This is a genomic window from Collinsella sp. LCP21S3_C7, assembly GCF_052118485.1.
In the GTDB taxonomy this organism is placed as follows: domain Bacteria; phylum Actinomycetota; class Coriobacteriia; order Coriobacteriales; family Coriobacteriaceae; genus Collinsella.
Genome location: NZ_JBQKHC010000002.1, coordinates 168,477 through 191,472 on the forward strand (window position 1 = coordinate 168,477; position 22,996 = coordinate 191,472).

The 22,996-nt window shown below is 61.1% G+C and carries 18 protein-coding genes; 8 read left to right on the top strand and 10 right to left on the bottom strand.

Annotated elements, in window-relative coordinates; genetic code table 11:
* Window positions 1-171: 171 nt before the first annotated feature.
* The 8 genes from ACTQ1E_RS02090 to ACTQ1E_RS02125 form a co-directional block, all read right to left on the bottom strand.
* Window positions 172-1,131 carry a 3-hydroxyacyl-CoA dehydrogenase gene (locus ACTQ1E_RS02090; protein ID WP_154514839.1) on the bottom strand — a complete coding sequence of 320 codons (960 nt, stop codon included), beginning with the start codon at window positions 1,129-1,131 and terminating at the stop codon, window positions 172-174.
* Window positions 1,132-1,412: 281 nt separating this feature from the next.
* Entirely contained in the window at window positions 1,413-6,194 is a 4,782-nt protein-coding gene (locus ACTQ1E_RS02095; RefSeq protein ID WP_441564485.1) for an acyl-CoA dehydratase activase-related protein, read from the bottom strand.
* 11 nt (window positions 6,195-6,205) lie between these two features.
* Window positions 6,206-6,916, bottom strand: a complete 711-nt coding sequence (locus ACTQ1E_RS02100; RefSeq protein ID WP_427728052.1) for a TetR/AcrR family transcriptional regulator — start codon at window positions 6,914-6,916, stop codon at window positions 6,206-6,208.
* Window positions 6,917-7,037: 121 nt separating this feature from the next.
* On the bottom strand, window positions 7,038-7,901 hold the full coding sequence (locus ACTQ1E_RS02105; protein WP_441564486.1) for an HAD-IIB family hydrolase: 864 nt from the start codon (window positions 7,899-7,901) through the stop codon (window positions 7,038-7,040).
* A 78-nt stretch (window positions 7,902-7,979) separates the two neighbouring features.
* Window positions 7,980-8,318 carry a P-II family nitrogen regulator gene (locus tag ACTQ1E_RS02110; RefSeq protein ID WP_117629936.1) on the bottom strand — a complete coding sequence of 113 codons (339 nt, stop codon included), beginning with the start codon at window positions 8,316-8,318 and terminating at the stop codon, window positions 7,980-7,982.
* Window positions 8,319-8,479: 161 nt separating this feature from the next.
* Window positions 8,480-9,757 carry an ammonium transporter gene (locus tag ACTQ1E_RS02115; RefSeq protein ID WP_441564488.1) on the bottom strand — a complete coding sequence of 426 codons (1,278 nt, stop codon included), beginning with the start codon at window positions 9,755-9,757 and terminating at the stop codon, window positions 8,480-8,482.
* A gap of 198 nt (window positions 9,758-9,955) precedes the next feature.
* Window positions 9,956-10,975 (bottom strand): putative ABC transporter permease, encoded by a 1,020-nt coding sequence (locus ACTQ1E_RS02120; RefSeq protein ID WP_441054908.1) that lies wholly within the window; start codon window positions 10,973-10,975, stop codon window positions 9,956-9,958.
* Between the two features lie 3 nt (window positions 10,976-10,978).
* Window positions 10,979-11,515 (bottom strand): HD domain-containing protein, encoded by a 537-nt coding sequence (locus tag ACTQ1E_RS02125; RefSeq protein ID WP_441040779.1) that lies wholly within the window; start codon window positions 11,513-11,515, stop codon window positions 10,979-10,981.
* 227 nt (window positions 11,516-11,742) lie between these two features.
* On the opposite strand from ACTQ1E_RS02125, the gene ACTQ1E_RS02130 reads away from it, so the two are divergent.
* The 6 genes from ACTQ1E_RS02130 (at window position 11,743) to ACTQ1E_RS02155 (ending at window position 18,389) form a co-directional block, all read left to right on the top strand.
* Entirely contained in the window at window positions 11,743-13,524 is a 1,782-nt protein-coding gene (locus ACTQ1E_RS02130; RefSeq protein WP_441564490.1) for a 1-deoxy-D-xylulose-5-phosphate synthase, read from the top strand.
* A 543-nt stretch (window positions 13,525-14,067) separates the two neighbouring features.
* Complete coding sequence (locus ACTQ1E_RS02135) at window positions 14,068-15,063, top strand: glutamate ABC transporter substrate-binding protein (RefSeq protein ID WP_427718227.1); 996 nt, start codon at window positions 14,068-14,070, stop codon at window positions 15,061-15,063.
* 138 nt (window positions 15,064-15,201) lie between these two features.
* Window positions 15,202-15,861, top strand: a complete 660-nt coding sequence (locus tag ACTQ1E_RS02140) for an amino acid ABC transporter permease (protein WP_154514877.1) — start codon at window positions 15,202-15,204, stop codon at window positions 15,859-15,861.
* A complete protein-coding gene (locus tag ACTQ1E_RS02145; RefSeq protein ID WP_441564492.1) occupies window positions 15,858-16,691 on the top strand; it encodes an amino acid ABC transporter permease in 834 nt (277 codons plus the stop codon). The genes ACTQ1E_RS02140 and ACTQ1E_RS02145 overlap by 4 nt, the downstream gene beginning before the upstream one ends.
* Before the next feature lie 36 nt (window positions 16,692-16,727).
* Window positions 16,728-17,492 (top strand): amino acid ABC transporter ATP-binding protein, encoded by a 765-nt coding sequence (locus ACTQ1E_RS02150; protein WP_022094659.1) that lies wholly within the window; start codon window positions 16,728-16,730, stop codon window positions 17,490-17,492.
* 87 nt (window positions 17,493-17,579) lie between these two features.
* Window positions 17,580-18,389, top strand: a complete 810-nt coding sequence (locus ACTQ1E_RS02155) for a gamma-glutamyl-gamma-aminobutyrate hydrolase family protein (protein ID WP_427718223.1) — start codon at window positions 17,580-17,582, stop codon at window positions 18,387-18,389.
* 71 nt (window positions 18,390-18,460) lie between these two features.
* Here ACTQ1E_RS02155 and ACTQ1E_RS02160 read toward each other — a convergent pair whose 3' ends face one another.
* Window positions 18,461-20,341 carry a diguanylate cyclase gene (locus tag ACTQ1E_RS02160; RefSeq protein WP_441564494.1) on the bottom strand — a complete coding sequence of 627 codons (1,881 nt, stop codon included), beginning with the start codon at window positions 20,339-20,341 and terminating at the stop codon, window positions 18,461-18,463.
* 211 nt (window positions 20,342-20,552) lie between these two features.
* A complete protein-coding gene (locus ACTQ1E_RS02165) occupies window positions 20,553-21,350 on the bottom strand; it encodes an alpha/beta fold hydrolase (RefSeq protein ID WP_441015199.1) in 798 nt (265 codons plus the stop codon).
* Between the two features lie 236 nt (window positions 21,351-21,586).
* On the opposite strand from ACTQ1E_RS02165, the gene ACTQ1E_RS02170 reads away from it, so the two are divergent.
* Window positions 21,587-22,363, top strand: a complete 777-nt coding sequence (locus ACTQ1E_RS02170) for a radical SAM protein (RefSeq protein ID WP_441564497.1) — start codon at window positions 21,587-21,589, stop codon at window positions 22,361-22,363.
* A 72-nt stretch (window positions 22,364-22,435) separates the two neighbouring features.
* The gene (locus ACTQ1E_RS02175; RefSeq protein WP_441564499.1) at window positions 22,436-22,927 is read left to right on the top strand and encodes a transposase; all 492 of its coding nucleotides are present in this window, start codon (window positions 22,436-22,438) and stop codon (window positions 22,925-22,927) included.
* The last annotated feature ends 69 nt before the right edge of the window (window positions 22,928-22,996 follow it).

The following is a 22,996-nucleotide window of genomic DNA, read 5'->3' on the forward strand; positions in this document are numbered from 1 at the left end:
CTTCCGCTCCCAAGTGATCAATCGGGGCGGCCGCGATGGTGCTCGATCCAGTCCGCGGCAAAGTCGACAAGTTCGCGTTGGCGCATAAAGCGGATTGTCCCGTTGCCGAGCGGCGCTGCGGCGCACTGACACTGCAAATGATACGTTTCTCAATGTTGCCGAGGAATCTTTTTAGTACTTGAAGAAGCCCTCACCCGAGCTTTCGCCCAGCTTGCCTTCGTCGAGCATCTGCTTGAGGACGGATGCCATAGCCTTAAAGTTGTAGGGCATCATCATCTTTTTGAGCAGCGGGCTCACCAAGCCCGGCACCTTCTGATACTGCATGACGATGTTGTAGGCCGTCTGGATGCCCACGGTGTCGAACACGCGGAACGGGCCCTTGGGCGCGCCAGTGCCGCGCGTCCATGCGAGGTCGATGCTCTTGGGGTCGCTGACGCCCGAGACGTACAGATCAAGGCCCGAAAGCAGCCACGGTACCAGCATGGAATTGAGCAGATAGCCGTTCTTTTCCTTGTTGACGGGCAGGGCAAGCATACGGATGTCGCTGGCAAAGTCGACGAGCTCATCGAAATAGCGCTTGTCTGTCTGGTCCTGAGCCATGACCTCGGTCATGTTGTTCTTCCAGATGGAGTTGGCAAAGTGCAGCGACAGGTACTTCTCGGGGCGGCCGGTGTACTTGGCAAAGGTGCTCGGCAGCAGCGTGGAGGAGTTCGTCACGACAACGGTCTTTTGCGGGAGAACCGGGGCGAGCTTCTTGTAGAAGTCGATCTTTGCCTGGGTGTCCTCGGCCATCGACTCGATAACCAGATCGGCGTCGGCCACTGCCTTGGCAAGATCGAGCTCTAGCTTGAGTGTGGAGTAGGCACGCTCGACGGCGGCGAGCGCCGCCTCCTTATCGAAGGGCTGGTCGCTATCGGCGATACCGGCACACCACTCGCCCGTGCCGTCCGCCATGCCCTCGATAGCCGCGATGTACTCCTCGCGCACATGATCGATCTTGGGCTGAGTGCGGCCGATGCTGCCCTCGCTGCGCAGCCAGATCGTCACATCGAAGCCGCAGTAGGCAGCCTGAAAGGCAATCTGGCTTCCCAACACGCCGCCACCGGCAACACAAACGGTCTTGTAGCTCATAGGAACAGTCCTCTCTTACGTAATTCCATGGATGTGTATTTATTCAACCGTAAGGATGACGCGCGCTAGAGGTGGGTTCCATAAACGGACGGTATTTTGCGGCGAACGACTACATATGTTCATTATCTCAGGGTTCCAAGGGCGATTTTTGGTGCCACTGACACGTAGCTTTCGGAAGAGGTGATAGTTGGGGCGTTTACGCAGCATACGTCCAGCAAAAACGGGTGGTAGCCGATACGGCTACCACCCGTTTGTCTCATATCTAGCACATAGCAGGCCAACTACTTCTTAATGCCACGTCCCAGACGCTTGGCGACCGATGCAACGGCCTCCTCGCTGACCGAGCCACAGCTCACGCAGCCATCATGGGCATGCATCTGGCCGGTGACCTCGTCCATCGCGAGCGGCGCCACCTTCTCGAGCTTAAAGCCCTTACCGGCGCGCATGTTTTCCTTGGCCACGCTGATCATGAGCTTAATGCGGTTGAGCTGGTTGACCTCGGACGCGCCGGGGTCGTAGTCCACTGCGACAATGTTGCTCTCGGGGTGCCGACGGCGCAGCTCCTTGATCACGGCCTTGCCCACCACGTGGTTAGGCAGGCACGCAAAGGGCTGCGTGCAGATGATGTTGGGCGCGCCATGGTCAATCAGGTCGAGCATCTCGGCCGTGAGCAGCCAGCCTTCACCCATGTTGTTGCACACCGAAAGCACCGTACGGGCCTTGTCCGCCATGGTGCCGATGCGCTCGGGCGCCTCAAAGCGGCGGGACTTTTGGAGCAGCTCTTCCACCGGCGTACGCATCCAGTCCACGAGCTTGATGAGCGCCTGCATACCAGCGCGCGTGGTTGCAGAGCTTCCGAGCTCATCCTTCTGCAGCTCGGCGTTGCTCATGGAGTACAGGAAGAAGTCGAGCAGGCCCGGCACCACGGCCTCGCAGCCCTCGCGCTCGATAACGTCGACCACGTGGTTGTTGGCTGTGGGGTGGAACTTGACCAAGATCTCGCCGACCACGCCCACGCGCGGCTTGGTGCCCTCACCCACGAGCGGCATGGTGTCGAACGCGCGGATGGCCTCGCGGCACAGCTTGGTGTAGTTGTGGCGGTTGAACTTGGGCGCCAGCTTGCGGGCGCGCGCCATGTACTCCTCGTAGAGTGCGTTGGCGGCACCGGGCGTAGCCTCGTATGGACGACAGCGATAAAGCATCTGCATCATCACGTCGCCAAAGAGCACCGCGTAGACTGCCTGCTTAAGCAGCGCCGGCGTAATCTTAAAGCCGGGGTTGTCCTCACCGAGCGCCACCGCCGAAAGCGAGATCACCGGAATCTCGGGGTGGCCGCTCTCGCGCAGGGCCTTGCGGATGAGTGCGATGTAGTTGGTGGCACGGCAGCCGCCGCCGGTCTGGCTGATAACCACGGCCGTCTTGGACAGGTCGTACCGGCCGCTCTCGATGGCCTCCATAATCTGGCCGGTCACCAAAATGGACGGATAGCAAATGTCATTGTTCACATAGCGCAGGCCGGCCTCGACGGCGTCGTGATCGGTCGAGGGCAGCAGCTCCAAGTTGTAGCCGGCACCGCGGAACACCTCTTTGACCAGGTCAAAGTGGATCGGCGCCATCTGCGGGCACAGGATGGTGTAGCCCTCCTCGCGCATCTGCTCGGTAAAGGGCACCTTGGGCCACGCGGTCGATGCGCTCTCGCGCTGAGCCTCGAACGTGTACTTGCGGCTCGCGAATGCGGGGGCATCCGTGGAGGGAGCCACCGGCGCGGCATCGCCCTGCTCGTAGGTCTCGCCCGCGGCCGCGGCCTCGGCCAAGCGCTCGGCCTCCTGGTCCTTAAGCGCGGCCATGAGCGAGCGGATGCGGATGCGCGCGGCGCCCAGGTTGGACACCTCGTCGATCTTGAGCACGGTGTAGATCTTGCCGCTGGCCTCCAGAATCTCCTGCACCTGATCGGTAGTCAGAGCGTCCAGGCCGCAGCCGAAAGAGTTGAGCTGGATCAGGTCCAGGTCGTTGCGCATCGTCACAAAACGGGCGACGGCGTACAGGCGGCTGTGGTACATCCACTGGTCGACGACGCGGATGGGGCGCTCGGGCTTCACCAGGTGCGCAAGCGAATCCTCGGTAAAGACCGCAAAGCCAAAGCTCGAGATAAGCTCGGGCAGGGCGTGGTTGATCTCGGGGTCGTTGTGGTAGGGGCGACCGGCGAGCACGATGCCGTGACCGCCATGGTCCTCGACCCACTTAAGGGCCTCCTCGCCCATGGTCTGGATGTCCTCGTGGAAGCGCGCATCGGCCTCAAAGGCAGCGTTGACGGCGGCATCGACCTCGGAGCGCGTGATCTTGGGACCGCGCACGCGACCGCGACCGGCTTGCGAATCGGCCACGCGGTCGACGGCGAGCACCTGGTACAGACGGCGCTTGAGCTCGGTCTTGTCGTGATAGGGCACAAACGGGTACAGGAACTCGATGTTCTGCTCACGGATCTCGTCGATATTGAGTGCCAGCGCCGTGGGGTAGCTCATGACGATGGGGCAGTTATAGCAATTGCCAGCCGTCGGATCCTCCTTGCGCTCCCAGCGCACGCACGGCATCCAGATAAAGTCGACATCGCGGTCGATAAGGTTCATCACGTGGCCGTGGCTCATCTTGGCCGGATAGCACACGCTCTCGGACGGCATGGACTCGATGCCCGCCTGGTAGGTCTTCTTGCTCGACTGGTCGGACAGCTGCACGCTAAAGCCCAAGCGCGTAAAGAACGCGTGCCAGAAGGGGTAGTTCTCGTACATGTTGAGTGCGCGCGGGATACCCACGGTGCCGCGCGGGGCCTCGTCGGGGCTCAGCACCTCGCGATTAAAGAGCAACTCGTTTTTCTTTTTGAAGAGGTTAGGGGCCTCGGTCTTTTGCTTTTTGTGGCCGGCGCCCTTCTCGCAGCGGTTGCCGGTAATGAAGCGCCTGCCGCCGCCAAAGTCGTTGACGGTGAGCTGGCAGTTGTTGGAGCAACGGCCGCAGCGGACGTGCTTTTGCGTCACAGTGAGGTGCGCGATGTCCTCGGCCGAAAGGATGGTCGAGGTGCCGTCGGCGCCAGCGCGATCGCGGGCGAGCAAGGCCGCACCATAGGCGCCCATGCAGCCGGCGATGTCGGGACGTACGGCGTGAACGCCGGTGAGCTGCTCAAACGCGCGCAGCGTGGCATCGGACATAAAGGTGCCGCCCTGGACGATCACCTGGCTTCCGATCTCCTTGGGATCGCGCAGCTTAATGACCTTGAACAGGGCATTCTTAATGACGGAATAGGACAGGCCGGCCGCGATGTCGCCCACCGTGGCACCTTCCTTTTGCGCCTGCTTAACACGCGAATTCATAAAGACCGTGCAGCGACTGCCCAGGTCCACCGGAGCCTTGGCATGGATGGCGGCGTCGGCGAACGCGCGCACGTCCATGTTCATAGAGACGGCGAAGCTCTCGATAAAGCTACCGCAACCCGACGAGCAGGCCTCGTTGAGCATGATGTGCTCGATGACGCCGTCCTTTACGCGCAGGCACTTCATGTCCTGACCGCCGATGTCCAGGATAAACTCGACGCCGGGCAGGAATGCCTTGGCGCCGCGCAGGTGCGCGACGGTCTCGATCTCGCCGGAATCGGCCTTGAGGGCCTCGATGAGCAGCGCCTCGCCGTAACCCGTGGTGGTCACGTGGCCGATGGTGCAGCCGGCGGGGATGTGGTTATAGAAATCGGCCATGATGACCTTGGCCGTACCCAGGATGTCACCGTTGTTGTTGCCGTACCAGGTATGCAGCAACTGGCCGTCCTCACCCACAAGCGCGGCCTTCATGGTGGTGGAACCGGCGTCGATACCGATGAACACGCGACCGGTGTAGCCTTCGAGCTTGCCCTTGGGGACGACCTCGGTGTCGTGGCGGGTCTTGAACTCGGCAAAGTCCTCGTCGGTGGCAAAGAGCGGATCCAGACGCTCGACCTCGGCGCCCTGTGTGTCACCCAGGGCATCGATGGCCTCGATGAGCTGCGGGAACGTGCTGAGCTTATTGGACTCGTGCGCCATGGCGGCACCGCTCGCCACAAACAGGTGAGCATTTTGGGGCACGATGCGGTGCTCCTCGTCCAGGTTGAGCGTGAGGTAGAAGCGATGGCGCAGCTCGGAGAGATACTGCAGCGGGCCGCCCAGGAAGGCGACGTTACCGCGGATGGGACGGCCGCACGCCAGGCCCGAGATGGTCTGGGTCACGACGGCCTGGAAGATGGAGGCGGCCACGTCCTCGGGGCGGGCGCCCTCGTTGAGCAGCGGCTGGACGTCGGTCTTGGCAAAAACGCCGCAGCGGCTGGCGATGGGATAGATGGTGGTGGCGTTGGCCGCGAGCTCGTTAAGGCCACTGGCGTCGGTGTGCAGCAGGGTTGCCATCTGGTCGATGAACGCGCCCGTGCCGCCGGCGCAGGTGCCGTTCATGCGCTGCTCGATGCCGTTATCGAAGTAGATGATCTTGGCGTCCTCGCCGCCCAGCTCGATGGCAACATCGGTGGCCGGGATGAGGGTCTCGACGGCGCGTTTGCTGGCGATGACCTCCTGGACAAACTCCAGGTCGAGCCACTGGGACAGCAGCAGGCCGCCCGAGCCGGTAATGGCGCAGGTCATTTGGGCCGTCGGCAGCACAGTCGCGGCGCCCTCGAACAAGTCGCGGGCGCAGGCGCGGACGTCGGTGTGGTGGCGCTGGTACTTGGCGTAGACGATCTGGTTGTCGTCGTTGAGCACGGCGAGCTTGACGGTGGTGGAGCCCACATCGATGCCCAGGTGCAGGTTGCCGTGGGCGGCCTCGGGGTTGAAGATTGCGCCTTCGGGGGCGTGGGCGGCGGCTGCGGGCTCGGCGGCGGTGGCGGGCTCGCTAGCGACGGACGTCTCCCCTACCGAGTTCTTGGCATCGGCAACTGCCTCGGCAACTTTCTCGGCAGCCGCGGTCGCGGCCTTCTGCGCGGCGTCCACCACGGTGGGCGCGGCCTCACGCGCGGCAGCGACCATACGGTCCTTGATGCCCTCGACGAGTTTGCTCATTGTCTCTCCTCTTAGTTGTTGGACTCGACGGTTGCGGGGGTGTCGGCCGCGTCCTCGAGCTGCAAGTTCAATAGCTTCATGCCGTACTCCGGCACGTTGATATCGATGGGTTGGCCATACAGGTCACCAGGGCGCACAAAAGCGAGCACCGTCATCATGCGCGCCATGGCCTCGGGCGATTCGGTGAGCCCACGCTCAAACCAGCGCTGAATCATGCCGACCTCGGCACTCACGACGTAGGTGACGTAGTAGTCAAAGAACGTGCCCAGCGCCAGGCCCAAAATGCCCGTCTGTGCACGCGGCACCACAGCCTCACGCGCGGTGTCGATAATCCTTTTAATGAAGGCCTGGTCGCCGCCCGGACCCAGCAGCGCACCGATCAAGTCGCGGTTGGCCGCAAGATAACGCAGTAGCTCAACCGAACCGGGCGCCGGCTCGAGCTCATCGATGTTGTGATAGAGATCGGGCAGCCGAGCTGCGGTGATGAGCTCAATACGCTCACGGATCTCGGCCAGCAAGCCGTCCTCGATTTGATTGATAAAGTCGGGGATATCGCGGTAATGCGAATAGAACGTACGGCGCGTAAGGCCGGCGCGCTCGGTGAGCGACGCGACGTTAATGCGCGAAAGGTCGCCGCTTTCGGCAAGCTCGCTGGCAAGTGCCTGGCGAAGGGCACGCTGTGAGCGAAGGGACCGGCGATCGCATTTCTCGAGCTGGGACAAGCGTCCTCCTTGTTACTCAGCCTGTGCGCTATTGCACAGTGCGAGTATTATTGCACACCGTGTGTATCAACACGTAAAGGCAATATTTGGGATGTGACAAAGCGGCAGTCCCTTTGTCACATTATTCGATGATGGTGCGGGAGTTTTGCTTGCGCATGGTGGCGAGCATGTGTTTGGGGACGGCATGGGCCATACAACTGCCGATGGTCGCGCTCGCGGCGGCCTTGGCGGCATCGCTGCCGTTTTTGGTCGCGTAACTGTGGCGGAAGCGCTTGAGCATGGCGATGTCGTTGCCGCCGTCACCGTAAACCGCGACCTCGTCCTCGGCAATGCCGTAGTAGCCCGCCAACCAGGCCACGCTCTCACCCTTGTTGCACGCCACGTCCGTGATCTCAAACATCACCGGATCGAACGGCGCGTTGACCACGCGGTCCGAGCGCTCGGCCAAATACGCCTTAAGGTCGCGCTCCAGCTCGGGCGAGGTCACGCGACAATTGATCTTGCATACGTCATGGCGCAGGATGTCACCGATCGACTGGTCGAAATATTGATCCTCGTGATACCCCCCACGTGCACGCATGCCGCGCATCACGATGCGCCTGATAGGACTGTCCTTTTTAAAGCCCGCCTGGTGCATCTCGAACGATCCGCTCGAGAACATGCCATCGGGCGTGGAGCAGTCGAAGCAAATGTCCGGGAACGCCCTGAGCAGCTCCTCGGTAACCTGCGGGTCGATGGTCCAGGTCTTGAGCACCTCGCCATGGCTGTTGCGTACGATGGATCCGTTGGAGCAGCAGGCGTCGAGTGCCAGACCTGTAAAGCCATGCTCGCCGATCGGCAGCGTCGAGCGCCCGGTCGCGGGAACCACATGCAGGCCAGCCTCGGTCAGCTCGCGAATGGCACGGCGAATGGTCCCGTCTGCCTCGTGCAGGGCGTTCAACAGCGTTCCGTCTAAGTCACTCGCAAACATCTTGATCATGGACATGCCTCTCCTTCGTCTGCACGATATTGTAGACGAGAACGGGCGCGCCCCAAGAGAGGCACACCCGTCAGGCGGTCGATTCTACACCGCGGCGGGGCCGTGTTCGCCGGTGCGGATGCGGATAACTTCCTCGACCGGCTCGACCCAGATCTTGCCGTCTCCAACGGCACCGGTGCGGGCGGCGTTGCAGATGATGTCGACAATTCCGTCGACATGCTCATCGGCGCAGATAAGGGTGAACTGCACCTTAGGGATCGTGTTGACAAGCAACTCGTTGCCGCGCACGTATTCCTTCCAGCCATGCTGCGCACCGCAGCCCTGCACCTGGTTGATGGTCATGCCACGAACATCGGCAGCAAACAGCGCGTCTTTGAGAACCTCAAGCTTCTCGGCACGAACGATCGCCGTAATCTTCTTCATAGTGAATTCCTCTCTTTTCTTTAATAAAGAAATGAACCGCTCATTCATGTGGCACGGGTTTTCCAGGTGCCCGAGATTGCCCCGAAAGAGGAGCGCCGCGTACTTCGGTACGCAAGCGACGGCTTGAGGGGCAAGGTCGGGTGCCTGGGAAAGCCGTGCCACTAGTCAAGTCCCGAGAAGGAGGGATACGCGCTCTCGCCGTGCTGACTCGCATCCAGGCCCAGCGCCTCGTCTGCCTCGTCCACGCGCAGGCTGCCGCGGAACAGCGCCTTGACCACCGCAGCGATCACCAAGTCGAGCACCAGTACAAGAGCGACCGTCACCACAATGCCCAAAATCTGCGAGATGAGCAGCGACACGTCGCCCGTGTAGAACAGGCCGCCCTTACCGGTCCACGAGAGCTCCGGCACGCAGAACAGGCCCGTGAGCACGCCGCCCAAGATGCCGCCGATGCCGTGGCAGCCAAACGCGTCGAGCGCATCGTCGTAGCCAAACTTGGTCTTAAGATGGCTGATAGCCAGGTAGCAGACAGGTGATACGATCAGGCCCATGACCAGCGCTGCCCACGGCTCGACAAAGCCCGCACCCGGCGTGACCACCACAAGGCCCGCAACCAGACCGGTGCTGGCACCCACCAGCGTGGGGCGACCGGTATGCACGCGCTCGACGACAAGCCACGAGACCATGCCCGCCGCGCTGGCCGTCACGGTGTTGAGGATGGCGAGCGCCGCCACGGCGTCGGCCTTAAACTCGCTGCCGCCGTTAAAGCCAAACCAGCCAAACCAAAACAGGCCGGCGCCCAGCGCCACAAACGGCACGTTATGCGGGCGGTAGCTCACCATGCCAAAGCCGCGACGACGGCCAAGCATTAAACAGAGAATCAGGCCCGTCAGACCGGACGAGATGTGCACCACGTCGCCGCCCGCAAAGTCGAGCGCGCCGATGATGTCGCCGATAAAGGAACCCTCACCGCCCCAGACCATGTGGGCGAGCGGCGCATAGACCACGAGCAGCCAAATGCCCAGGAAGGCCGTCATGGCACCAAACTTAACGCGGCCGGCCAGGCTGCCCGTGACGATAGCAGCCGTGATCATGGCAAACGCCATTTGGAAGGTGATGTTGATGATTTGAGGGTAGACGGCACCGTCCGCAGCATTGCCCTCGACCGCCTGCAGTACCTGGTTGAGCACCGGCAAGCACAGCAGCTGGTCAAGGCCTCCAATAAACGGGCTCGAGCCGTCGCCGCCGTAGGCCAGCGACCAGCCGGCAACAATCCACAGCACACCAACCAGACCAATGGCGCCAAAGCACATAAGCATGGTGTTGATGACATTTTTGCGCCTGGACAGGCCGCCATAGAAAAATGCCAGACCCGGTGTCATTAAAAACACGAGCATGGTGCAGATGAGCATAAACGTTGTCGATCCCGTATCGTACATTCGCTCCCCCTTGATCGCATGAACGTTGTCGGCGCCCATAATGCGGCCGAGGGGCAACTGGTGTAGACCAGATACGGCGTTGTTAAACGCTGCGTTGTCGAATGGAAACGGTGCCGCAATCTTGGAAACGGCACGGCAACGGGCGCGAAACGAACGGGAAATACGTGAGCAAGGGAGCCGTGAGCGTGCCCGTCCCGGCTAGCGCCGAAACAGCTCGTGGGCGCGGTCGCGGAGATTAGTTGCTCGAATGACGCCCTCGTAGCGATTGATGCGCAAGCGCGGGAAAGCATTGAAGAAGCGCAGGTCGCGACGGCTGAGCGACACACTCGGCACCGGACGGCTCATGCGCTTACCGGCAAGGCGACGACTGAGCGACGGACGCGGCATGCTCGGCGCGGCATCGGCCACGCGGCGGGCGGCAAGCGCCAGGCCGCGAGCACCATCCGAGATAAACGTCGGCATCGAAGCCTTCTCACGAAGGGCATCGAGCGCCGCGTCGCCCAACTCGGCCAGCCACGCGTTAACGGCGCGGCTACGGATATGCGTCTGCGCTACCGAGTCGATCGTCGAATCGGGAATACGTTCGAGCATGGAGTCCGAGGCATCGGCAAGCGACTCATTGATGCGGTCGGCAAGGTCGGCGCGCACACGCTCCAGCTGATCGGACAGGCGACGCCAACTGGCCAAAGAGCACACCGCGTCGACCATCATCGCGACCGCGACGATAAAGGCGGACAGCCGCACAATCAGCACCGGCAGATGGCCAAGCAGTCCCAGCAATGCCGGCTCCACTAAACGACAAATGCACAACGCGCCCAGGCCAAACGCGCAGGCCCAGTACAGGCAGATACGTCCGTGCAAGTTAAACGGCAGGTGCGAATAGTCCCAAAAGCGTGCGCCCGTTGTTTTTTCCAAAAGAAGGCCCACACTGTACTCGATTACACTGCACACAAGCGCCGCGGCGACAAATTGGCTCGAGGCATCCGGAATCCCGCGCAGCAAAAGCCAGCAGGCTATGCCGCCCACACCATAGATAGGGCAACACGGCCCCAGCAAGAATCCGCTGTTGGCAAAGCGTCCTTGGTTGAGCATGGCGCAGACTGTCGACTCCCATGCCCAACCGCAAAACCCGTAAAAGGCAAACGAGAGCACCAGTGCCGAGAGCGGACAGGCGGCAAGCGTCGCGCCGTCAAATGCCATGTCGATCGCGGTCCCCACCGTCTACCCTCTCCTCTTTTCGTTCGATTCTTCACTCACGCCATCGTCTGCCTCGTCCTTGCGCGGCAGACGGCCGGCGATCGTCTCGCGCAGAGCACACCATTTATCCGCCAGGCACACAATCCATGCCTCACGACACGTCGGCGGCACTGGCACCAGCGGAAACATATGGCGCACGATAATATTCCGCTCGCGCGACGTCAGCTCAAAATCTTCCTCCGCACGCGCCAGAGCAAAAAACGGATGCCGAAAGCCATGCAGCCGATGGCTTGGGTCGGGATCGTGCCAGTCATAAAGAAAGTAATCGTGCAGCAGGGCCCCGCGCAGCAACGAGGCGCGGTCGACGGAGATACCGACACGGCCCAAGCGCTCGGCAAAGGACAGGCTCGCCCGCGCTACCGAAGTCACATGTGCATAGACCGTCACATCGCCATGCTGGATAAACTCGCGCGTCAGGTCCAGACGGCCCGCCTGCGCCAGTTGACGGGCAGCATGGTCTACTTCGCACGCGATTTTCTCGGCACGAACGACATCGGACATGCTGCCTCCTTCCAGCGACTCACGGCGACAAGCCACAGCCTGCACGCATTGAATAAATCATCATCGAATCTACCAGTATGGCATCGGACAAAACGTTTTGCCCCACCAGTTGGCGAATTACCGCGCCGCCGTCACATATCAAACGCCAAAATGTGCGAGACTGTTTTGTGCAATTGTGCCGGCCGAGGGAGCGCCGGCGCTCGATTCGCATGGAGTAACCCACAACGATGCTGCTTACGCAAACGACAACGCCCGAGGACGTCAAGGCTCTCGACCGCGCCGAGCTTCCGCTGCTCTGCGGCGAGATCCGCCAGGCAATCCTCGAAAGCTCCGCCGCCGTCGGTGGGCACGTTGCTCCCAACCTGGGCGTCGTTGAGCTTACAGTTGCGCTTCATCGCGTGTTTAACTCCCCCATCGACAAGATTGTCTTTGACGTTTCGCACCAGACCTACGCCCACAAGGCGCTGACGGGGCGCGCGTACACCTATATCGATCCGGAGCGTTATGGTGAGGCTTCTGGCTTTGCCAATCCCGACGAGTCCGAGCACGACCTGTTTGCCATGGGCCATACCTCCACGTCGGTGAGCCTGGGCTGCGGCCTTGCGCACGCTCGTGACCTGGCGGGCGACACGTATAACGTCATTACCGTTATTGGCGACGGCTCGCTTTCGGGCGGCCTGGCGTTTGAGGGCCTTAACAATGCCGCCGAGCTCGACAGCAACTTGATCATCATCGTCAACGATAACGACCAGTCCATCGCCGAAAACCATGGCGGCCTGTATCGCAATCTGGCCGAGCTGCGCGCCAGCAACGGCACCTGTGAGCGCAACGTTTTCCGCGCGATGGGGCTCGACTACCGCTATCTGGACACCGGTAACGATGTGTTAGCCCTCGTCGACGCGCTGCAGGAACTGCGCAATATCGATCATCCCATCGTGCTGCACGTCTCCACCGCCAAGGGCAAGGGCTTTGAGCCAGCCCAGAGCGACCCCGAGCGCTGGCACCATGTGGGTCCGTTTGACATGGCAACCGGGCGCAAGCTCTGCCCGGGCCATCCGAGCGAGCCTGCGCCGCGCACCTATGCCGACATTACGGGCGAGGCACTCAGCGCCGCCATCGAGCGCGATCCGCAGGTCGTGGGCATCACGGCCGCCACGCCCTACATCATGGGCTTTACACCCGAGCTTCGCGCCGCGGCCGGCAAACAGTTCGTCGATGTGGGCATTGCCGAGGAGCACGCCGTGACCTTTGCCACCGCGCTTGCGCGCTCGGGCGCCAAGCCAGTCTTTGGTGTGTACGGCACGTTTTTGCAGCGCGCCTACGACGAGCTGTGGCACGACCTGTGCCTCAACGACACCCCCGCAACCATCCTGGTGTTTGGCGCGTCGATCTTTGGCTCCACATCCGAGACGCACCTCTCGTTCTTTGATATATCCATGCTGGGCGGACTTCCCAACATGCGCTATCTGGCACCGGCCTGCATGGAGGAATACCTGTCCATGCTGAGCTGGTCGCTCGACCACCGCGAGCATCCCGTGGCGATCCGCGTTCCGGGCATTGGCCTGGTTAGCCGCCCCGATTTGGCGCCCGCCGAGGACACCGACTACAGCACCGTTCGCTACGACGTGGTGCGTCAGGGCCGCGACGTTGCCGTGCTCGCGCTTGGCGATTTCTTTGAGCTGGGCGAGCGCGTGACAAACCGCTTGGCTGCCGAATACGGCATAGAGGCCACGCTCGTCAACCCGCGCTTTGCAACCGAGCTTGACCGCGAGTCTCTCGATGGCCTTGCCGCCGAGCATCGCGTTGTCGTCACCCTCGAGGACGGCATCTTGGACGGTGGCTGGGGCGAGCGCGTCGCGTGCTACTTGTCCTGCACGCCCGTGCGCACGCGCACCTTTGGCATCGCCAAGGGCTTTCCCGACCGCTACGATCCCAACGAGTTGCTTGCTCAGAACGGCATAACGGTCGAGAACATGGCCGCCGAAGCGGTACGCCTGCTGAACGAGTAGAAAAACCTCCGCAAGGGAAGCATCCCTGCGGAGGTTTTTATTTTCCCAACTCAATTGTCTCGATCTGTAACACCTAGAGGACAAATCCTCGCCCAATTGTTACAGATCTAGACAAACCGTCTTTGCCCCTGTTGTTTGTCTCAATCTGTAACAGATAGAGACCTTTTGTCCGTCCAGATGTTACAGATCGAGACACTCAAATCCCCCTAAAGAGAAAATCTCAATCTGTAACAGTTACTCGGCAAAAATGGCTGCAGATGTTACAGATCGAGGCAAAACAGCGAGGCGGGCCGCCATATGTCGCGTTGCCGCCATTATAGCGACCGCCGCGAGCGACCATGCTGTCCGCAAAACGCTATCTCAGCTGTAATAATCGACGTTTGCCCAGATAAAACCTGCCAAAATAAACCTGTCCCTTTTTGGTAGGTAGAATTACCCATAAGGTAAGTATGTTTCTGAGTTATTTCGTGTTGACCCATTTGAGCGCGATAGGGTATAACTCTATTCAACCGCTAGGGATTTTATTGAGAAAGGTGTTCTACCATGAGCAAGAACCTCTCCCAGCAGGTCGTTCTCGACCGTCGCGGCTTCATCGCCGCCACCTTTGCAACCGTCGCCGGCCTTGGTCTTGCCGGCTGCTCCGACACCAGCGCCGAGGCCGACAAGGGTTCCGCCGCCGGCTCCTCCAAGAGCCCCGAGGACACCGAGGCTTCCACCACGCTCGATGCCAAGGCATTCGACAAGCTCGTCGACAACGGCCCCAAGGCCGATGATGACGCCATCGCCGCCAGCACCTGGGCCACGGCCGTCAAGGACGCCGGCGTCTTTAAGATCGGTGGCGTTCAGACCTCCACGCTCTTCTCCCTCCTCAACGAGAAAGACGGCAAGACCCGTGGCTTCGACGCCGGCATCGCGCAGCTCCTGTCCAACTACATTCTGGGCGAGAACAAGGTCGAGATCACCCAGGTGACCTCGGACACGCGTGAGTCCGTCCTGCAGAACGGCCAGGTCGACGCCGTCTTTGCCACCTACACTATTACCGATGAGCGCAAGAAGCTTGTCTCCTTTGCCGGCCCCTACTACTACACCCAGCAGGCCATCCTGGTGCTCGCCGACAACGACGACATCAAGAGCGTCGACGACCTGGCCGACAAGAACGTCGCCGTCCAGTCCGGCTCCAACGGCCCCGCCATCCTGGAGGAGTTCGCCCCCAAGGCCAGCCAGCAGGAGTTCAAGACCGACGAGGAGGCCCGCCAGGCACTTCAGCAGGGCCGCGTTGACGCCTACGTCATCGACAACAACATGCAGCAGAGCGCCCTGGTCCGCGAGCCCGGTAAGTACAAGATCGCCGGCAAGCCCTTCGGCAGCAAAGAGCCCTACGGCATCGGCCTGCCGCTCGATTCCGACGGCGTCGCCTTTGTCAACGACTTCCTTAAGAAGATCGAGGACGATGGCACCTGGACCGAGCTGTGGCAGATCTGCATCGGCGATCGCACGGGCGACACCAACGTTCCCGAGCTGCCCGAGATCGGCGCCTAGACAGCGAGCCCTGTAACGGCCGCTACGAAACCATACGGAAACGCACGATGCGCTTTATTGCGCTAAACTGTTTCCACACTGAGTTGTCGGGGCTTCCGTACACACGGGAGCCCCTTTCCTTATCGGCGGGAGGTCCGCATGAGTCTCTCCGAGCTCTGGTCGCTCTATGGCCAGAACTATATCGACGCGCTGCTAGCAACCTGGGGCATGACGCTTGAGTCGTTTGCCATCGCCATGGTGCTGGCCGTCGCTGTCACCGTGATGCGCGTGTCGCCGCTCAAGCCGCTGCGCATTTTTGGCGACCTGTATGTTCAGGTCTTCCGTAACATCCCCGGCATCGCGCTGCTTATCATCGTCGTCTATGCGCTGCCGCCGCTCAAGGTCGTCCTGCCCTACCGCACCTGCGTTATCGTCGCCACGGTCCTTTTGGGCTCGGCCTTTGGCTCCGAGAACTTTATGAGCGGCATCAACACCGTCGGCGTCGGCCAGGTGGAAGCCGCGCGCTCGCTCGGCATGAGCTTCAGCCGTATCCTCGCCAAGATCGTGATTCCGCAGGCGCTGCGCTCGAGCGTGCTGCCCATGACCAACCTCTTTATCGCCGTCATGCTCACCACCGCACTCGGCAGCCAGGTACCGCTTCAACCGCAGGAGCTCACCGGCGTGGTGAGCTACATCAACACGCGCTCGCTCGGCGGCGTCGCCGCGTTCTTTATCTCGGCGCTCGGCTACCTGGGCACGGCCTTTGTGGTGAGCCACATTGGCAACTACATCGATAAGAAGGTGAGGATCCTCCGATGAGCAAGCACTCCTCTTCTGCGCTCACCATGCGCGATGCGCTTTACGAGGCTCCCGGCTCCAAGATGCGCGCCAAGATTCGCATCGGCACCGCTATCTCGCTTGTTGCCGTCGCCGCGCTCGCCGTCCTCGTGTTGCAGCGCTTTTATGTGACCGGTCAGCTTTCGGTCCACTATTGGTATTTCTTTACGCACCTCACCACCTGGAAGTTCCTGCTTGCCGGCTTTGAGGGCACCGTTAAAGTCGCACTCACCGCTGGCGCCATCGCGCTGGTGTTGGGCCTAGCCCTTATGCTCGGCCGCACCAGCGACATTAAGCCGCTGCAGCTGGTCTGCCGCGTGCTCACCGATTTCTTCCGCGGCGTACCGAGCCTGCTGTTCATCTACTTCTTCTTTTTGGTGCTGCCTCAGTACAAAATTGCGCTGCCGTCGTTTTGGATGCTCACGCTCCCCGTCGCGCTCGCTGCAGCCGGCGTGCTGGCCGAGATCTTTCGCGCGGGCGTCAACGCCGTACCGCGCGGGCAGGTCGAGGCAGCCCAAGCGCTCGGTCTCTCCAAAGCTAAAATCACCTTTAAAATCGTGCTGCCGCAGGCGATTCGGTTTATCATTCCGTCGTTGATTTCGCAGCTTGTGGTCGTAGTCAAAGACACCACCGTCGCCTACGTGGTGAGCTACCCCGACCTCATGCAAAATGCCCGCGTGCTCATTACCAACTACGACGCCCTCGTGTCGGTCTACCTGGTAATCGCGGTCATCTACATCCTCATCAACGTCGCGATCAACAAGGCCGCTGTCTACGTTTCGCACAAGACCGGCGCGACCATCATCCGCTAACGCTTTACCATTTCCAGTCATAAGGAGCCGAGCACCATGGCACAGAGCACCTCTTCCACCGGCAATCAGCCGCTGATCGAGCTCAGGCACGTCGATAAGCACTATGGCGATCTGCACGTCCTCAACGACATCAATCTCTCGGTCGACCGCGGCGAGGTCGTCGTCGTGATCGGCCCCTCGGGCTCGGGCAAGTCGACCATGTGCCGAACCATCAACCGCTTGGAAACCATCGACTCGGGCGAGATCCTCATCGAAGGCGAGCCCCTGCCGCAGGAAGGCAAGGACCTTGCCCGTATGCGTGCCGAGCTGGGCATGGTGTTTCAGCAGTTCAACCTGTTCGCACATATGACCGTGCTGCAGAACGTCATGCTGGGACCGGTCGACGTGCTGGGCGTCTCCAAGGACGAGGCCCGCGAGCGCGCCATGGACCTGCTGGGCCGCGTGGGCGTTGCCGAACAGGCCGATAAGGTGCCCGCACAGCTCTCGGGCGGCCAGCAGCAGCGCGTAGCCATCGCCCGCTCGCTTGCCATGCAACCCAAGGCCATGCTTTTTGATGAGCCCACGAGCGCCCTTGACCCCGAGATGATCAACGAGGTGCTCGAGGTCATGGTCCGTCTGGCCCAGCAGGGCATGACGATGATCGTCATTACGCACGAGATGAACTTTGCCCGCCGCGTGGCCGATCGCGTCGTGTTTATGGCCGACGGCCAAATCGTGGAAACCGGCACGCCCGACGAGTTCTTCGACCACCCCCAGACCAAGCGCGCCCAGGACTTCCTCAACTCCATCAAGGGCCACTAACCAGCAACCCCTTGGGACAAATCCATTGAAAGTGTTGTCCCACGTCTCTCATGCGCCCTGTCACCTTCAGATTCGAAAGCAGCACCCATGATCGGAACACGTACTTCCTCGTCCTATACCCCGCACGTCGACGTTGCCCCCGCCGACCGCCCGCTCATCCTGGTGGCGCCGCGTTGGGAAGAGGCAAAGCCGTTTTTAAGCGAGACACTCTCCCCCAACGAGGAAATCGCCAGTGTCTTTGTCGATGCCATCCTTGCCGCTGGCGGCCTGCCGCTGCAGATGTCCATCACCGAGGACATTGAGGTTATCCGTCATTACGTTGATATCGCCGACGGCATCGCCATTCCTGGCGGCCCCGATGTCAATCCCAAACGTTGGGGCGATGATCGACCCTACGACCCCACCCTCTGCTGCGAGATCCGCGATAGCTTTGAGTTTAAGCTGGTCGACGAGGTGCTCCGCGCCAAAAAGCCGCTCTTTACCACCTGCCGCGGCACGCAGCTGCTCAATGTCGCCACCGGCGGCACCCTGTGCATGGACGTACCGAGCCTGGGCGCGCGCGAGGGTCGCACGCAGTGGCGCCATACCCACGTGCTCAACGACCCCGTGCATCCCGTCGAGGTCGTGCCGGGCTCGCTTCTGGAGCGCGCGGTTGGCGGGCACAGGCTGATCCAGACCAACTCCGCACACCACTGCTGCGTCGAGCGTCTGGGTAAAAGCACGCGCTTGGTCGCCAAGGCAACCGACGGCGTTCCCGAGTGCATCGAGGTCGAAGGCCAGCCTTTCTGCCTGGGTGTGCAATGGCATCCCGAGTACACCTGGCAGACGCTCGAGACCGACTTTAACCTGTGGAAGTCGTTTGTCGAGGCGGCGGCCAAGGTAAAGCAGGCCCGCTAGTTCGCGAACCGCACAACAGATAAGGACGCCCCGCCGGCCACATGGTCCGACGGGGCGTCCCTTTGCCTAGCTTAAACCGAAGGGAACGCGACAACGTCCGCAGGGCGCTCCAGCGTCTCGGCAATGCGATCGCGCACTTCGAGCAGACACTCGATAAGCAGCGGATTGAAAGCGCCGCACTCACCGTCCAGAATCATCCGAATCGCCTCTTCTTGCGAAATGGCGTCCTTGTACACACGCACGCTCGTCAACGCATCGTACACATCGGCCACCGAGACCACCTGAGCGGCAATGGGGATATCGTCGCCCTTAAGACCGTCAGGATAGCCCGTACCATCCCAACGTTCATGATGCCAGCGGGCGATTTGGTACGCATAGTTCAAAAGGGCACTTCCTTCATGGTGTCTGTCCAGATTGCGCAGCATGTCGGCACCAATGGTAGTATGCGTCTTCATTATTTCAAACTCTTCGGGCGTCAGACGTCCGGGCTTGTTGAGAATCGCATCGTCGATCGACATCTTGCCGATATCGTGCAGCGCCGACGCCAACGCAATCGAAGAACGCTCCTCGTTGCCAAGAGAGTACTTATCGCTCCGTCGCGCCAAGTCGCCAAGCAGCAGCTCAGTCAACTTCTCGATATGCGTGACATGCCTGCCGCTTTCGCCATTACGGACTTCCATGACGCTCGCCATGATGTCGACGAGTATACGGCTGTTATTGACGCGCGCATTGTACTGCTGCGACAGCAGACTCGTCAGACGACGCTGTTTGGCATACAGTCGAATAATATTGTTGACGCGACGACGCACAATGCGGTCATCGAACGGGCGACTGATATAGTCCGAGGCGCCCAAATCGTAAGCACGTAACACCACGTCGTCGGTATCTTCGCTCGAGATCATAATAACAGGTAGGCTATCGAGGGCTGCCTGACGCGAAAGCTCGGCCAGCACCTCACAGCCGCTCATGTCCGACATGACAATATCGAGCAGCACGAGGGACAGGTCGCCACCATAACGGTCAACCGCATCGAGCGTGGCGCGACCGCTATCGGCTTCTAGAATGCGATAGTCGTCCTTGAGCATCTCTCCGAGGATGGACCGGCTCACTTTGGAATCGTCGGCAATCAGCACCAGGGGCTTTTGGCTTTGGAAGGCCTCGATGGAATCGGCATCGGTCACGACCGTACCGGCTTTTGTCTTAGCGTGGCTCAGTAACTGGACAGCGCGGCCAACGCCCTCATCGACTGTCTCGCCATGAATGCGAACGCCACCAACACATGCCGTCAAGCTCACGTACTCATGGCCCGGAATAATCGTGGCATGAACGGCATCGGATACCTGATGCAGGCGACGGGTGAAGTCATCGGAGGGAATATTGGGCATGACGACCACAAACTTGTCGCAGCCATAGCGCACAAGCTCGTCAGTCGAACGGATTCCGCTGCGTATGGCTGTCGCCACAGCACCGAGCGCAAGGTCGCCGGCATGACGGCCACACGTATCATTGACGACCCTAAAATCATCAAGGTCGATCATCGCAACGCCGGCATTCATGCGGGCGCTACGGAGCTTTTCCTCGTAATATCGGCGATTGCGCACGCCCGTCAGCACGTCGGTGTAGACAAGGTCCTCTTCTGTGGCCTCTTGCTCATCAATCGGACGCACCATCAGCAAGACGTGAGGCTCACCCTCGACCTTTAGAGGGCGCAGACGGGCGCGGTACTCAACACCATCGTTGAGCAGTTGCTCCGACACCTCACCCGAATCTGCCAAGGCCTCAAGACTCGACTGACGCAGACAAGGGCAGCGATCGCCGGCGAGCAAGCAGTTAGGCTCGCTCTTAATCTGATCGGCCGACAGCAAACGCACCACGGGGTAGGTCTTCGCGACGCGGGCGACCTCAGCGGCAGCCTCCTCGTCGGTTAGATTGGCCTCGTGACTATTGAGCATATGGGGCCCTTTCGATAGTTTCGCATGGTAGCGATGGGTTCCAAATGTTACAAGGGTAACACCTTGCCGATGCAGGTAAGCACGTGAATGCTGTTACATTTTTATGAGTTGGCAGGCGACGCGATTGAAGCCGCAGACGTGAGGTTTTGAGCACATTTGTTAACACGGCCGAAACGTTTGCGGGTGAAGGCTGTTTCGGCTATTGCAAGCGCTAGAGCCTCAGGATGCCACGAACAGTCTGGGCAGCCGCTGCCGGGCGATCGCGCAGGCCGTTGTGCGCGCCGGGAACCATTACGAGTGGACAGTCCAAAAGCTCAGCCGCCATCCTCGTGCCCGCCTCGCGGGGCGTGCCAATCGAGAGTTCACCCAAGAGCACGGCGGCCACCGTTTTCGACGCGCGAACGCTATCCCAATCGGGAACGCAGGTCATAGTAATCCCGTATTCGTTTGCCATGAAACTGCGGCCGTTGCGCAGGGCATGCTTGGCTTCTGCCTCGGTTAACTTGGGGGCCTCAGGGTCCGAATCGCCGATGGCGCCAAGGAAGGCCCGTAACGCCCTGGAGACCTTTCCCGCAGCGATCATCTCGAGCAAAACCGGGGCCGCGCCCAGGCCGGCGCCCTCATCCGTCACGGCAGGTTCATGCAGAATCGCACGCGAGATTATGGCGGGGTTTGCACGGAGAAGCTCCAGGGCCACCAACGTACCGGCACTGTGCGCGAGGACATTTGCCGGGGCGCCGGCATGTTGGATAACAGCTCGCAGGTCGGCAGCCTGAACTGCCAGATCGTAGCGTCCGTCTGCCGCATCGTCGCTCTCGCCGCAACCACGGCGGTCATAGGCAATGACGCGATAGCCACAGGCGAGCTCGCGGGCGATGCCGTCAAAAAATGTGCCGTCGACGCACGCACCGTGCACGCACACCAAGGCGGGCGCATCGGACGATACATCCGGGCCGGCATACTCGCGGCAGGCAATCGTGGTGCCCGCATTTTCGACCGTAAAATCCATGTTGTGATCCTATCGTCAACGCCATCAGGCCGCACCGAGGTGCGACTTGGACAGTCTGGCACCATGTTGCGCATACTTAAATGCGTTTACTGTACCCGACTCGCACCCTTTCATGATAGGGTTCCGAAAACTCACCAGGCTGCACAGTTTCGGCTTAGACAACAGTGTCCAGACCCGCGATTGGCACGGGGGCCAATGCTATGCTTAAGTGCAACTGTCCCGAGGAGCATATGCCTATGTCTACGTTTTTGAATGCCAGCCCCATCTTTGGGCCCGTCCGCAGCCGACGCCTTGGACTCTCGCTCGGCGTCAACATGATGCCTGCCAGCGGCAAGATTTGCACCTTTGACTGCATTTACTGCGAAAACGGACTCAACGCCGAACGCCCCTGCCACGAGCCACACAACACGGCTGCCGTGGTGCTCGACGCACTCGAAGCCAAACTACGCGAGATGACGGTCGAGGGTGAGCTGCCCGATGTAATCACGTTTGCCGGCAACGGCGAGCCCACCGCCGCACCGGAGTTCCCGCAGGCTATCGCCGGCGCTGTCGCGCTTCGCGACCAGTTGGCCCCGAACACCAAGATTGCCGTGCTTTCCAACGGCACGCGCGCCGACCGTCCCCAGGTGCATGATGCGCTCATGATGGTCGACGACAACATCCTCAAGCTCGATACGGTCGATCCGGCATTTATCCAGCTGCTCGACCAGCCCGTTGGTCCCTACGACGTCGAGCACCAGATCGAGACGTTCGCGAGCTTTGAGGGCCACGTTATCATCCAGACGATCTTTTTGACCGGTGAGTATCAGGGCAAGCCCATCGACAACACCGGCGAGGAGTACGTTGCCCCCTGGCTCGCGGCGCTTGAGCGCATTCGTCCACAAGAAGCAACCATTTACACGGTGGCGCGCGAGACACCGATCGCCGGCCTTACCAAAGCAGCGCCCGAGGTGCTCGACGCCATTGCCGCGCGCGTGCGCGCCCTCGGCATCCCCTGCCAGGTGAGTTACTAGCACCCGTCTGCCCAAGAGCAGCTAATTTGAACTGCCTCCCATTTCTTGGACATGAGAAATGGGAGGCTTTTTATGCGTGTCGACTTGAGGGTGAAGCACGACATCGAGGCCAGGAAGGCGGCGATCGGGCTCTTCGAGCGAGGCCACGGCTCCGAGTCGGCGGCGAAGGCGCTGTCGGTCCCGCGCGACACCGTGAGACAATGGCTCTACGTATACCGGTCGTTCGGAAGCGAGGTGCTGCTATCCATGGACGGCAAGCAGACCAGGTACACATACGAGCAGAAGGTCGCCGCCGCCTCCGCCGTCGTCGACGGCGGCATGGGCAAGCGGGACGCCATGGAGGCGTTCGGGGTCATGTCCCTGGCGCCGCTCAAGAGATGGTGCGCGCTCTACCGCGAGGGCGGCGCCGAGGCGCTCAGGCCCAGGCCCAAGGGCCGGCCGAGCGGTTCCAAGGCGAGGCCGCGCACGCGCGAGCAGGAGCTCGAGGAGCGCTGCCGAAGGCTCGAGACCGAGGTGGCCTACCTAAAAAAATTGCGTGCCCTGGTCGAGAGGGACGGACTCTGACCAGGGCGAAGGTCGAGGCCGTGAGCGCCCTGCGCGAAGAGGGGTACGGGCTGGGGTGCCTGCTGGAGT

Coding starts and splice junctions, on each gene's coding strand:
- ACTQ1E_RS02130 (WP_441564490.1), top strand. CDS start 11,743: ATGCTGCTTACGCAAACGACAACGCCCGAGGACGTCAAGGCTCTCGAC.
- ACTQ1E_RS02110 (WP_117629936.1), bottom strand. CDS start 8,318: ATGAAGAAGATTACGGCGATCGTTCGTGCCGAGAAGCTTGAGGTTCTC.
- ACTQ1E_RS02090 (WP_154514839.1), bottom strand. CDS start 1,131: ATGAGCTACAAGACCGTTTGTGTTGCCGGTGGCGGCGTGTTGGGAAGC.
- ACTQ1E_RS02160 (WP_441564494.1), bottom strand. CDS start 20,341: ATGCTCAATAGTCACGAGGCCAATCTAACCGACGAGGAGGCTGCCGCT.
- ACTQ1E_RS02140 (WP_154514877.1), top strand. CDS start 15,202: ATGAGTCTCTCCGAGCTCTGGTCGCTCTATGGCCAGAACTATATCGAC.
- ACTQ1E_RS02170 (WP_441564497.1), top strand. CDS start 21,587: ATGTCTACGTTTTTGAATGCCAGCCCCATCTTTGGGCCCGTCCGCAGC.
- ACTQ1E_RS02105 (WP_441564486.1), bottom strand. CDS start 7,901: ATGTCCATGATCAAGATGTTTGCGAGTGACTTAGACGGAACGCTGTTG.
- ACTQ1E_RS02155 (WP_427718223.1), top strand. CDS start 17,580: ATGATCGGAACACGTACTTCCTCGTCCTATACCCCGCACGTCGACGTT.
- ACTQ1E_RS02135 (WP_427718227.1), top strand. CDS start 14,068: ATGAGCAAGAACCTCTCCCAGCAGGTCGTTCTCGACCGTCGCGGCTTC.
- ACTQ1E_RS02175 (WP_441564499.1), top strand. CDS start 22,436: ATGCGTGTCGACTTGAGGGTGAAGCACGACATCGAGGCCAGGAAGGCG.
- ACTQ1E_RS02150 (WP_022094659.1), top strand. CDS start 16,728: ATGGCACAGAGCACCTCTTCCACCGGCAATCAGCCGCTGATCGAGCTC.
- ACTQ1E_RS02145 (WP_441564492.1), top strand. CDS start 15,858: ATGAGCAAGCACTCCTCTTCTGCGCTCACCATGCGCGATGCGCTTTAC.
- ACTQ1E_RS02165 (WP_441015199.1), bottom strand. CDS start 21,350: ATGGATTTTACGGTCGAAAATGCGGGCACCACGATTGCCTGCCGCGAG.
- ACTQ1E_RS02125 (WP_441040779.1), bottom strand. CDS start 11,515: ATGTCCGATGTCGTTCGTGCCGAGAAAATCGCGTGCGAAGTAGACCAT.
- ACTQ1E_RS02115 (WP_441564488.1), bottom strand. CDS start 9,757: ATGTACGATACGGGATCGACAACGTTTATGCTCATCTGCACCATGCTC.
- ACTQ1E_RS02095 (WP_441564485.1), bottom strand. CDS start 6,194: ATGAGCAAACTCGTCGAGGGCATCAAGGACCGTATGGTCGCTGCCGCG.